Source organism: Nostoc sp. KVJ3, assembly GCF_026127265.1.
In the GTDB taxonomy this organism is placed as follows: Bacteria; Cyanobacteriota; Cyanobacteriia; order Cyanobacteriales; family Nostocaceae; genus Nostoc.
Window position 1 is genome coordinate 2,169,450 of sequence record NZ_WWFG01000002.1, and the last position, 13,147, is coordinate 2,182,596.

The window sequence follows — 13,147 nt, forward strand, 5'->3', positions numbered from 1 at the left end:
CTCCCTACTCCCTACCTACGCAAATAATTTCATAAATCAAATCGGATAGACATGATATTACCTCTTTTTCCCTTCAGGGTAATCAACAATTATTCTTGCAGACGAGCAATTACACAGTGCATAACTTTAATTTCATTAACAATTCGATCCAGTTCGGTGGATAAAGGAGTTTGTTCTCGAACAGCTTTTAATGTGGAAGTTAAAGTGTCAGAATTTTTGGCAATCTCTGATAAGCGAGCAGTATGTAGCTGTTCAATTTGGTTGTGAATTGCTTCGAGATAACTATCTAACGCTGGTAAAGGTTGGGGTAGCTGTCCTCGCCCAAGGGCATCTGCTAAGTCTTCTAAAATCTGGATAATGGTATCAGTAAGTAGCTTGAGTTCACTAAATTGGTACTCACCGCTAAATTCTCGCTTATGTTCTGCTAGAGTTGTAACCGAACTGAAAAAGCCACGAATGTATATTATCAGCGTCATTACAGGTTCAATTTCTCCCTGAACGTGACGCGGTTCGCTAAACAATCTTTGAGCAGCAGCATTTGCGTTAGCGTTCTCTAGTGCCGCTTGATGGCGTAGCATATTCATAGAATCAGTAGAAGCATTCTGTTGATGCAGATAATTAGCTATTACTTGCTGAAAGTAGGTAAGATTGGCTCGAATTGTCTTTTCTAGTTGTGTAGGAAGTTTTTCTCGTTCCCAATGGGGAAAAAGCAAATAGCTGCCAAGTAGCGCTAAAACACCTCCAAGGAAGCTATCGAAGATCCGCAATACTCCAACTTCCCAGCCACCTGCACTAATAACGTTGAGTAGTAAGATGATGGCGGGAGTTAGTAGAATAATGAATATGCTATAGCTTAACGATCGCACCGACATAGCAACAAACACCAACGATAAGAAACAAATTGCGTAGGTGTAGCCCGTTGTAGACATCGCTAATGGATTTTTAAGCAGTAAAACCAAAGTAATCCCAATAATTCCACCCAAAACTGTACCGATGACTCTTTGGACTGTTGTCTCAGATGTTCCCCCAAAGTTGGGCTTGAGTGCAACTAAAGCTGTTAGTGTTATCCAGTAACCTCTAGGTAGTGGCAATACTGAGGCAAGTAATTCCGCAAATGTTGTGATTATTGCCAGGCGCAGCGCATGACGAAACAAGACTGACTCAAAAGTGAAGTTATTTCGCAGTGGCTCAATAATTGCAGCACGCTCTGACTGAGCCGGGGGAGAAATGTCTCGCTGGGCAGTACTGCGCTGTTTTCCCTGAATTAAATCCGTCACAACATCAGCATCAATATGAATTTGCTGTGCCAGCTTGGTCAGACTAGCTGTAATCTTCCTAATATTGACTACATCGGGATATTCATCTATTTGAACATTTATGGTTTGATTAAAGATTTGAGCGCGCAGAACTTTCCACTGATGTTCTAGTGCTTCAACTGTTCGATCTAAATCTTCCAGGTGAACTGAGTTTTTTCCTTTGGCGATGGCTTCTGACAACATTTGCAGAGCAATTGCCAACTCTTCTATCACTTGTTGAATTTCTTTCTCTAATCGATAAAATAGTTGATGTTCGGATGCGATCGCTAGCAGTTCGCTCAATGCCACAACAGAATTGACAATTTGATTTACATCTTCAATTAATACGAGTAAATTATTTCCTCGCAGATTAGCTCCTCTTTGCCTAGTCCAAATAGTTGTCCAGACACTGCGAGCAGATGTCAAATCCTGGATGACGGTATCTTGAGCTTGTAAAAATCGCTGTGTCCACTCCTGACGCTCGTTTGGGTTTAATCCTCTCTGGCTTGCCAAGCTGACAAATCGGCTCAATGACAAATAACAGTTAGCGACTATCTGCATTGCAGGTACATCAGGACGCACTACCCACAATCCTAATAACAACACACTTGTCCACGTGCCACCAGCCAGACATAATACACAGTGCTGGATAAGAGTAGACCAATTAGAAAATGAAGCAAATTTAGCAAGAGAGATCACAAACATGATTGATGTAACTAAGCTGACAGATGCAGCTACGTTGCCATAGATACTTGCTAAACCTGCGATAAATATTACCAAGAAAGTTGTCGGGATAGCCAACCAGAAATGATTGCTAACCAGACTGGCAATTAGGAACATCAGAGTTACGCCAATGGTAGCTGCGATCGCCGCAGTCGCTCTCTGGCGATATGCTCCGTCAACATTTACCATTCCAACGAACCAAGCCGCCATAGTAGCGATCGCACTTTCAGATGGATGACCAGTAATGATCCCAATTCCAATGGGGACACCAAGGATAAAAAGGCTACGCAATCCTGAGAAAATGGCGGGTTTACCTGGCTTGAGTTGAAACTGTTGCAACAACCAACTGAGAGGACGTTTATCTGTAGATTGCATTATTGCCTGGCTGTCTATAACAAAGCAGATCGCCTTTTACAGCATTTTAGCTACATAAGTGCGTATGCAGAAAGATTTATGTCATTGCGAGCGGAATGAAATGTAACGAAGCAATCCCAAGGTCTTGGGATTGCTTCATTCCGCTTTGCTCCATTCGCAATGACAGATGTATATTTAATTTTGCATTACTACTTATATAGCAGTCCTAAATCATTCGGGAGACACAAGATCCCCGACTTCTTACAGAAGTCGGGGATCTGCTGGTTCATATTTAACTTCAAAGAGGAAGAGCAACGTTTTCTGCCACCCCTTTAAGTGGTAATACAAAATAAGTTAGTTCTGCTCCCGATGGGTTAATGACACGCCCTAACCCTCTGGCCTTAATAGCCAAAGTATCAAAGCTTTGTTTTTGACCATTTTGAAGGTTTACAGGTGGTAGCACCAACGTTAACTCTAGCTGACCTTGATCGAAGTTTGGCTCTAAAGTAACAGTAATCAGTAAACCTAAAGCACTTTTTTGTTTCCTGATTGCATTACCTCGAAAAGTTAATTCTCCTGATGGGCTACGATAAATTAGTTGGGAAGCTCCTGGTGGATCATCTACTCGCACTGGCCCTGGCGCTTGTGGAAAGAAGATAATTTGTGTAGTTCTGATACTGTCGGTGAAGGTATATTGATTTGCTTGATTAAACTGAGTTGCATCTGCTAGCTTTTGGGCAGGTTTCAAATCAACTGCGATCGCCTCAACAGAATTTACTGCTCCAACTATTGCGATTAGAAGAGTTGATGTAGTAGTTATAAGCAGCCGAGAAATTTTAGTTCTCATGGTGGTGTAATTGATGATGTGGTAAACGCAGACATCCTTGGCACTATCAATTTTATGCTGACAGTTTTTTGAATAACTCAGTAACTGACAACATAAAATATAGAAATCCGGTTTGATTTTTGAACAAAACTAAGTATTTGTAAGGGGCGTTAGCGAACCGCTAACGCAGCGCCAGTACTCGCACGTGCGACTGCCTCCCCTACGGATCTTTTCAAAAATCAAATAGTATTCCTATAGATATTTACGTGTACTATACAGTACTAAGGTTAAGAAACAATACCCTTATTTCTTCAGAACTAGCCCTTTCAAGGTGACTCGTATACACAAAGCTTAGTCCACCTGCTTAAAGCAAGCGATCGCAAATATCCTACCAGATGTGATTATTCATTGCCCCAAAAGTTCCATGATGATGCCTGTGCATTTAGGATTTCGGAAATATGGGCAGCAAGAAGTCAGAAATTTATTGCTCAATCGAGGTATAAATCTAGATGTAGAGACATTGCAATCCAACGTCTTTAAGAGGTTGTTTTAAAAGTGATTTGCTGTGACTTTAGGCACTTTTAGATCCCCCCTAACCCACGCTAGTCGCTCCACTTGGGGAGACCCCAAGACCCCGCTGGCTCCCCTTAAAAAGGGGGAACCGGAATCAAAGTCCCCCTTTTTAAGGGGAGCCACTGCGTTGGGCGGGTTCCCCGACTTGAAGCACGTGGCGTGGATTTAGGGGGATCTAAAACTTTTGATACCGACAAGAGGACTTTTCCAACAACCTCTACATAGGATTTTGAAATTACCCAATAGGTAGCAGAATTTATGTCGTGCCATACTGGTCAATAAAATATATTTTTAATTATAATACTTGCTTATTCTGGAATTGAAATTTTCTGACGTGTATTTACACGTAGATGAAAATCAAATCTAGAACTCTAATAAAAAGTCACAGATAACAAGTTAATGACACAACCCAACTCGCAAGATAAAAACAACTTTCTTTACCCTCGTAGTCGATATTATGGTGAATTCCAGCCAGAGACCTTAGTATTTAATGCCAATCTCCAAGAATTTGCTCAAAGAATTAGTTATATCTCTTGTCTACAGACAGGCGGAAAACTATCTCCAGAAGAAGCTTACGAGCAAATTAGAGCGCTTTGGAAACAGTTGAAACACAGTAAAAAAGAACTATCTATCGGTATCAATAAATGAAAAACTCCACGCCACTTGCGGGATAGAGTTTTTCGGCATTGAACATGGGCAAGAACCACTAATGCCCAATGCCCAATGCCCCATTCCCAGTTAATTCACTTCTAACAAAGTCCAGAAGTAGCCATCTGGCGCAATAAAGGATAAACTCATCTCGCCAAATTCATTACTAATGATATCTGTAACTTTTTGTACAGTACTTGCTTGGATGCGATCGCAATATTCCTGTATTCCCTTAACGCGATAAGTGTATAAAGACATACCCAAGCTACCTGGTTGGGCTGCCTCAAAGCGCGATTCTAAATTAATAGATTCTGGGAATCGAATAATATAGAGTCTACCACTGCGTGCAGCCATCAAATCAGACTTAGAAGAACGCGGATCGTCAAAAGTAGTAACAATGAACTTTTCACCAGGATTAAGATCAAAAATATCTCGACCTGCTGGCGAAGATTCATAGCTAGTTTCCACATCATCACGCACACGCAGCAAACCCAAAACTTCCTCATAAAACTTCAGGGTTTCTTTGCTGTCATCCTGAACAATAATCCCCATGTGGGTAAATTGACTAACCTTGAGAGCCGCATTATGGTTAACTTGTCCGTAATCTGGCAGCGTATAGCCAAATCTTTGAAATAAAACCTGTCGAGCTAAGGGTTGTAATAGTAGCATTTCTCGCACACCAACTGCTGCCTCAATAAAAGGACGGCTTTTTCTATCTTTGTTGTAGATCACTTCCCAATAAGGATTAGTATGTCTAATAGGCAAACCTGTCGCTTTTGCATCCTCTATATGATTTAAGATACTTAATACATCTGCCGTTAAGCTTGTCGCCCAGCGATTTCCCTTAATTTTCATTGATGCAATTCCCAAACCTTGATGGGTGGGGTTTTGCCAAACCATCAACCTAATCAAACCATGATCTGCATTTTGATGATAGAGGCGGATTGAGCGTAAAGACGAATTTACACCATATAATTGATCAGCTATATCTGCGGTTAATTCACCCACTTCACCAATGCGATAGCCAAATTGCTCCCAATACTGAATTGCCGAAATCGGCTCTGGAACGCCAATACAGACTTCATAGATCCCTTCAATTGCGGTTTGTTGTTCTTGAGTCATAACAATTTTGGATTTTAGATTGGGTCAAAATTCCTCATTTCCTCGTTCCCGTGCAGAGCATGGAAATGCTTGATTAGAGACTCTGCCTCTAGTAATATTATTGAGTCATATCATATCCGGTTAAAGCAAATTAGTTGCTTGATAACAAGACAAAGGTTGCGAGTACGTCTTTAGACATTAGCAGACATAATTTTTATGTTTTTTGAGGAGCAGCCTTTAGAAATAAAAGGTTTTCTTGGTATAAAAAGTACATTAATGTTATTTTGAGTGCGATCGCACTCAAAAATAGGTAATTCTAGTCAATTACCTAAAATTTCAAGTGCTAAATAATTACCCCAATTAACTTTGGTAGGTCGATTATCTGTATACTTAATCTTGTTAATGAGTCGGAATCTTATACCATCAGTGTAGTAGCAGCATCAGTGTAGTAACAACTGATGACTTTATAATTTTCATGGGTTCAACGGGTAAAGTTGAACCCGGTATTTTGTGGTGGTCTTTTTCAAAAATCAAACCGGATTCCGATATTCAATCTATAACAATGCCTGTCCAAATTTCACAAAAGGAACAATATGCCAGGAAGTACATTAGCAACTGCTCAAAATATTGGTGTTCTTACATCTTTTAACTACAACGATGCTATAGCAAATGCAAATCCAATTGATTACTACAAATTCTCCCTAACCAGCACAAATAATATTACTTTGCTTTTGAAGGGAGTAACTCAAAACTATGTCAATGCATTCATCTATTACGATAGTAACAATAATGGATTGATTGAGAGTGGAGAACAACTTTACTCTGATTATGCCGGTTCCGGTCGAAATGGTCAAATTACTACAACATTAGGAGCCGGGAATTACTATATTGGAATTACTCAAAGCTCCACCAATGTCAACTCTAACTATTCCCTACAATTATCAGCAACATCAGCACCTCCTTCTATTACTTCAAACCCTGGGAATACACTCAGCGCTGCTTACAATATTGGCAATCTAACTGGTAGTAAAAGTTTCACAGAATTTGTCGGGAATGTAGACCCAGTTGATTACTACAAATTCTCTCTGACAGGCACAAGTAATATTACTTTGCTTTTGAATGAAGTCAGTCAATACTATGTTAATGCAGCCATCTATTACGATAGCAATAATAATGGCTTGATTGAGAGTGGAGAACAACTTTACTCTGATTATGCTAGCAATAATCGCAATGGTCAAATTACGACAACCTTGGGAGCCGGGAATTACTATGTTGGAATTTCTGCAAACACCAATGTCAACTCTAACTATTCCCTACAATTATCAGCAACATCAGCACCTCCTTCAATTACCTCAAATCCTGGGAATACACTCAGCGCTGCTTACAATATTGGCAATCTAACTGGTACTAAGAGTTTCAACGAGTTTGTTGGCAATGTAGACACAGTTGATTACTACAAATTCTCCCTAACAGGCATAAGTAATATTACTTTGCTTTTGAATGGAGTCAGTCAATATTATGTTAATGCAGCCATCTATTACGATAGCAATAATAATGGCTTGATTGAGAGTGGAGAACAACTTTACTCTGATTATGCTAGCAATAATCGTAATGGTCAAATTACGACAACCTTGGGAGCATCAGGGAATTACTATGTTGGAATTTCTGCAAACACCAATGTCAACTCTAACTATTCCCTACAATTATCAGCAACATCTGTAACTCCTTCCATTGCCTCAGATCCTGGTAGCACACTCAGCACTGCTTACAATATTGGCAATCTAACTGGTACTAAGAGTTTCAACGAGTTTGTTGGAAATGTAGACACAGTTGATTACTACAAATTCTCCCTAACAGGCACAAGTAATATTACTTTGCTTTTGAATGGAGTTAGTCAATATTATGTTAATGCAGCCATCTATTACGATAGTAATAATAATGGCTTGATTGAGAGTGGAGAACAACTTTACTCTGATTATGCTAGCAATAATCGCAATGGTCAAATTACGACAACCTTGGGAGCATCAGGGAATTACTATGTTGGAATTTCTGCAAACACCAATGTCAACTCTAACTATTCCCTACAATTATCAGCAACATCAGCACCTCCTTCAATTACCTCAAATCCTGGGAATACACTCAGCACTGCTTACAATATTGGCAATCTAACTGGTACTAAGAGTTTCAACGAGTTTGTTGGAAATATAGACCCAGTTGATTACTACAAATTCTCCCTAACAGGCACAAGTAATATTACTTTGCTTTTGAATGGAGTCAGTCAATATTATGTTAATGCAGCCATCTATTACGATAGCAATAATAATGGCTTGATTGAGAGTGGAGAACAACTTTACTCTGATTATGCTAGCAATAATCGTAATGGTCAAATTACGACAACCTTGGGAGCATCAGGGAATTACTATGTTGGAATTTCTGCAAACACCAATGTCAACTCTAACTATTCCCTACAATTATCAGCAACATCAGCACCTCCTTCAATTACCTCAAATCCTGGGAATACACTCAGCACTGCTTACAATATTGGCAATCTAACTGGTACTAAGAGTTTCAACGAGTTTGTCGGAAATGTAGACCCAGTTGATTACTACAAATTCTCCCTAACAGGCACAAGTAATATTACTTTGCTTTTGAATGGAGTCAGTCAATATTATGTTAATGCAGCCATCTATTACGATAGTAATAATAATGGCTTGATTGAGAGTGGAGAACAACTTTACTCTGATTATGCTAGCAATAATCGTAATGGTCAAATTACGACAACATTAGGAGCAGGGAATTACTATGTTGGAATTTCCGCAAACACTAACGTCAATTCCAACTATTCCCTACAGTTAGCCAACAATACCAGCACAAGCAATCAGCGTCTCACTGGTAATGCCCTGAATAACACTTTGATTGGCGGTGACGGAAATGACCAACTCCAGGGTTTAGCAGGAAATGATACCCTTCAAGGAGGTAATGGTAATGATATTCTCACAGGTGGAACTGGTGATGACTTACTCTGGGGAGGACTCGGCGATGATATTCTCACTGGTGGAGTCGGGAAGGATAAATATCTGTTCCAAAGTAGTGGAGTTTTTAACACAAGCTTAGGTGTTGATTACATCACCGAATTTGAAGCAGGACAAGACCAGATTGTGCTGAGTAAAAACACCTTCAATGCTGTTACTAATACTGTGGGACAAGCTTTAACTGACTTTGCAGTTGTCACTGATGATAAATTTGTCAACGCCAATAAAGCACATATTGTCTTTAGTCAAAGTAGTGGCAGCCTATTCTATAACCAAGATAGTAATGTTCTAGGTACAGGAACAGTGTTTCAGTTTGCTAGTTTAGGGAATCCTGATATTACTCTCAATAGCAGTAATTTCAGTCTAATTGCCTAGTTTTTTAGGTATTAAGATGTTCTATGCACATTTTAATACCTTTGTCAAAAATAAATTGAAGAATAATTTTTGGTTTCTTAGCTAATTTTAATCACTTTATCAGGACTAATTCAGAGCGATCGCAGATTATGGTCGTTGATGTAGGGAATCCCGTACTGGAGTTGATTGGCCAGTTAACCGAAAAATAGAAAATAATAGATATATGGACAAACGGTATTTTTTGCAAGCTGGTGCAGTAATAGTCGGCACAGCATTGTTATCAAGGTATATCAATTTGGAGTCAAAAGCGATGACAACTTCTAAGAGTGGATTTGAAATTACCAAACCGGAAGAAGAGTGGCGCACGATTTTAACGCCAGAACAGTTTAATGTGTTGCGTAAACATGGAACTGAACGCCCTCACACTAGCCAATTGGATAAGGAATACGACAATGGCACTTATTATTGTGCAGCGTGTCAACAGCCATTGTTTACCTCCGATACCAAATTTAACAGTGGTACTGGCTGGCCCAGCTTTTTTAATCCTATTGAAGGTGCGATCGCTACTACTGTAGATAAGTCGTTATTTATGAGCAGAACTGAAGTACATTGTAGTCGCTGTGGTGGCCATTTGGGTCATGTTTTTGATGATGGCCCTGCACCCACTGGCAAGCGCTACTGCATGAACGGCGTTTCGCTGAAGTTTGTTCCTGCTTGATTGAGTTGCGTAGGCGTAACCCGTCTTAGACATCGCATACACTAAGTAGAGCGGTGTAAATAATCAAAGTTTTGTAGTAAGGGCTTCAGCCCTTATTTGTTCTCTGCGCGAACACTACAAAACATATTTAAAAGTTATTTACATTACTTAATCTAGTTAGGACTTACGCAAAATATCTATCAAACTCTCATTTCTCCGTGCCGCGCCAGTTGCTACAAGTCGGGGAACCCGCCCAACGCACTGGCAACTCTATTGCCTCTGTGGTTCGTTATTGCGTAATTTTTACGTAAGTCCCGCTAGTTTGATTTATTCTCGCCTACTTACTCAACACTAACTTAAATTATCAGATTTTGAGGCTTGACCAAGGTTGAACAAATCTTTGACATAACTTTCCCCGCTCAATGCCACTGGACAAAGTATTGTCAATTAAAAAAAATGCAACTCTTGGTCTTCCTTAAAGCTATTTAGCTAAATCATCCTATTTGTTTGAATCGTTTTTCTCCTTTTTGTCTTTGGGATCTTTTTTAGGTTTTTTAACCTCTTTATTACTTTTTCTTTCCTTAGACATGAGCGTTCTCCAACTAGATTATTCAGTGAAAGCTTCCACATTATGCCGTCAGGAAATCAGGAGATGACTTACCTGATATTCTTTTATGGCAAAAAAGAAAGTATCAGACACAAATGCTATTAACTACCATGATAGGGTGTTGTTTGATTATTGCTCCAGCAATTTAATCCGCTGCCACCAAATATTCAGGGGATAATAGACCACAGGTGCCCACAGACTACTAAGAATAGCAGAGGCTAGGGCGACACGTTGGTAATATGTCCAAACATCTGTGAGATTGCGCTCATCCCCTGTCAAGGTTAATTGTAAACCAAAGATAGTTTCTGCCAAAACTGCCATACCAAAGACAATTACAGCAATCGAAATAAAATCTTCTTCGATAAAACGCTGTTTTTGGAGCAGACCAGTTAAAATTCCCACTATACCTAAACTAATGGCATGAGTCGGGTTAGGTGATGTCATGGAATCTTGAAGTAGCCCTAGAACTATACCTGCCAATGCTCCAGAAAACATAGAGCGCTTCACACTCCAAGCTACTACCCAAATTAACAGCCAATTAGGGCCAATCCCCAATAATTCCATACCTGGGAACCGGGTTGGCAATAATAGTAAACATAACAGAACAGAACTAGCCGTAACTATCCAACCCAACAATCGCCGGACACCGGGATGCCAGCGAGAAAGCGGCTGGATTCGGAATTTCGATTTTCGCTCTGACGATTTTGGCTTTTTCTGCCTGCCACCAACAAATGCAGGAATCTTCATTTTTCTAGAGATTTTATCGAAGAATTTATTTAGACTTATGCGGTACTTGATTGACCGATTTTTGGTTTTCTAACTCTTGGTTTTCTGGCTTGGGATAAACTGCTACCCAATCAAGAGAGCGGATTGGCGGAAAAAGCTCAATTTTTGCCACTGATGCGGGAAGCTTCTTTAAATCCAGCGACTTAATGCGTCCTACTGCCAAGCCAGATGGAAATTTCTGACTATAAGTAGATGTGGAAACTAAATCTCCTATCTTGACATTTGGAACTTTTTCATAAAACTCCAGCACAGCTTCTGCCGAAGAATCTCCTCGCAAAACACCTTTAGCTGCTGTGCGGCTAACTGATACACCAACTTGACTTTTGAGGTCACTGATTAATAATACGCGGCTAGTATTGGGAGTTACACTCTCCACTAAACCAACTAATCCGCCATCTGCCTTGACTACAAAGCCATTCTGAATCCCTGCATTTGTACCGCGATTCAGAGTAACTTGTTGCCACCACTGGTCAGCACTCCGTCCTATCACCCTAGCTGGAATTGGCCGTGATGCCAGTGGCTCTTTTTCCACATAGCCTAATAAATCTTGTAGCTTTGTCTTTTGACTTTCCAAATCTACTATACGGGTTTGTAATTCTAATATCCGGGCATCTCTAATCCGTTCTTCTGGAGTTGGCCCTGACTGTAACATCTCTAACGGACGGGTAATTGCTTGGTATGTCTCAAGCACCAATTCACCTTGAGTCTGTCGCAATATGTAAGCACTACCAACAACCAAAGCTAACAACCCGATTTGCAACCCTTTACGATCCCACCAACGCCGTATTGTAACCATATATACCTGTCTACTTATACAATTAAGTTCTATTTGGATTGTATTTATATAGAACCCAAATAGAACTCAAATAGAACTCAAGTATGATATTTTTTTGTTACATATTGCGAGAGCTTTCGGTAACAACCCGTTCTAGCTGTTTGAAGTTTTCTAACACCCGACCTGTTCCCAGCACAACACAGCAGAGAGGGTCGGCGGCAATGTGAGTTACTATTCCGGTTTCATGGCTAATTAAGGTATCTATGCCTTTGAGCAAAGCACCACCACCAGCTAACATGATACCTCTGTCAATAATGTCTGCTGCTAGTTCTGGCGGTGTCCGTTCCAGTGTCCGCTTCACAGCTTCTATAATTATTGATAGCGGCTCCATCATACTTTCACGGATTTCTGGGCCTTTGATGGTTACAGTTCGTGGTAGACCAGAAAGCAGGTGTAAGCCGCGGATTTCCATCATCGCATCATTATCATCATGAGTTGGATAGGCAGAACCAAGCCGAATCTTGATGTCTTCGGCAGTGCGTTCACCAATGACCAAGTTATGAACTTTTTTAATATACTGAATGATCGAATCAGTCAGTTCATCTCCAGCAATGCGTACTGATTCGCTGATAACCGTACCCTGAAGACTCAGCACTGCAACTTCTGTTGTACCACCACCAATATCGATAATCATGTTGCCAGTTGGTTCCGCTACAGGTAGTCCTGCACCAATGGCCGCGGCTACAGGTTCATCGATTAAATACACTTTTCTAGCTCCAGCTTGGTGCGCTGCATCCATTACAGCCCGCCTTTCTACTCCTGTTACGCCACTGGGAATACCAATGACAATTCGGGGTAGAATTAAAGATTTACCTTCATTTACACGCTGAATAAAACTTTTCAGCATCAACTCGGCTATGTCGAAATCAGCGATTACACCATCGCGCAAGGGGCGGAGGGCAATCACATTTCCAGGTGTGCGGCCGAGCATTTTTTTGGCTTCTTCTCCTACTGCTAGGGCTACCTTTTCGTTGACATCGATAGCAACTACAGAAGGTTCTTGTAGTACAATACCTTTACCAGATACATAAACCAGGGTGTTAGCAGTACCGAGGTCGATACCCATATCCCATGATGTGCGAAAGTTCCTAAAAATACCCACGCGTCTCTAAGCCCCCTATGTGCGATACTTCTTGACTACAACCGTAAGAGTTGATTTGATTATGTTTGTATCCTGAGTTGAGTAAACTAGACTATCTTTTTATATGATTCCCAGGAATATTTACTATGACTCAGGTTTTTGTTTTTTATATTCCCTAGTTCGCTTAGTATATCCGTATACTTTTATGTGTTTCTCCAAGTAGTTATGTATAATT

At 40.4% G+C, this 13,147-nt stretch carries 9 protein-coding genes; 3 read left to right on the forward strand and 6 right to left on the reverse strand.

Annotated elements, in window-relative coordinates; translation table 11 throughout:
• Positions 1-89: 89 nt before the first annotated feature.
• On the reverse strand, positions 90-2,393 hold the full coding sequence (locus tag GTQ43_RS25220) for an FUSC family protein (protein ID WP_265275444.1): 2,304 nt from the start codon (positions 2,391-2,393) through the stop codon (positions 90-92).
• A gap of 277 nt (positions 2,394-2,670) precedes the next feature.
• Positions 2,671-3,219 (reverse strand): hypothetical protein, encoded by a 549-nt coding sequence (locus tag GTQ43_RS25225; protein ID WP_265275445.1) that lies wholly within the window; start codon positions 3,217-3,219, stop codon positions 2,671-2,673.
• A gap of 951 nt (positions 3,220-4,170) precedes the next feature.
• Between GTQ43_RS25225 and GTQ43_RS25230 the strand changes: the two genes are divergently transcribed.
• Positions 4,171-4,419, forward strand: a complete 249-nt coding sequence (locus GTQ43_RS25230) for a hypothetical protein (protein ID WP_265275446.1) — start codon at positions 4,171-4,173, stop codon at positions 4,417-4,419.
• 90 nt (positions 4,420-4,509) lie between these two features.
• Here the strand turns inward: GTQ43_RS25230 and GTQ43_RS25235 are convergent, their stop codons facing one another.
• Positions 4,510-5,541 (reverse strand): VOC family protein, encoded by a 1,032-nt coding sequence (locus GTQ43_RS25235; protein ID WP_265275447.1) that lies wholly within the window; start codon positions 5,539-5,541, stop codon positions 4,510-4,512.
• A gap of 572 nt (positions 5,542-6,113) precedes the next feature.
• Here GTQ43_RS25235 and GTQ43_RS25240 point away from each other — a divergent pair.
• Both GTQ43_RS25240 and msrB read left to right on the forward strand, forming a co-directional pair.
• Positions 6,114-8,927 carry a beta strand repeat-containing protein gene (locus tag GTQ43_RS25240; protein WP_265275448.1) on the forward strand — a complete coding sequence of 938 codons (2,814 nt, stop codon included), beginning with the start codon at positions 6,114-6,116 and terminating at the stop codon, positions 8,925-8,927.
• Positions 8,928-9,129: 202 nt separating this feature from the next.
• On the forward strand, positions 9,130-9,624 hold the full coding sequence (msrB, locus tag GTQ43_RS25245) for a peptide-methionine (R)-S-oxide reductase MsrB (RefSeq protein WP_265275449.1): 495 nt from the start codon (positions 9,130-9,132) through the stop codon (positions 9,622-9,624).
• Positions 9,625-10,339: 715 nt separating this feature from the next.
• Here msrB and mreD read toward each other — a convergent pair.
• The 3 genes from mreD to GTQ43_RS25260 form a co-directional block, all read right to left on the reverse strand.
• Positions 10,340-10,957, reverse strand: a complete 618-nt coding sequence (gene mreD, locus GTQ43_RS25250) for a rod shape-determining protein MreD (protein ID WP_265275450.1) — start codon at positions 10,955-10,957, stop codon at positions 10,340-10,342.
• Positions 10,958-10,982: 25 nt separating this feature from the next.
• On the reverse strand, positions 10,983-11,792 hold the full coding sequence (mreC, locus tag GTQ43_RS25255; RefSeq protein WP_265275451.1) for a rod shape-determining protein MreC: 810 nt from the start codon (positions 11,790-11,792) through the stop codon (positions 10,983-10,985).
• Positions 11,793-11,889: 97 nt separating this feature from the next.
• Complete coding sequence (locus GTQ43_RS25260) at positions 11,890-12,897, reverse strand: rod shape-determining protein (RefSeq protein WP_265275452.1); 1,008 nt, start codon at positions 12,895-12,897, stop codon at positions 11,890-11,892.
• Positions 12,898-13,147: the final 250 nt, after the last annotated feature.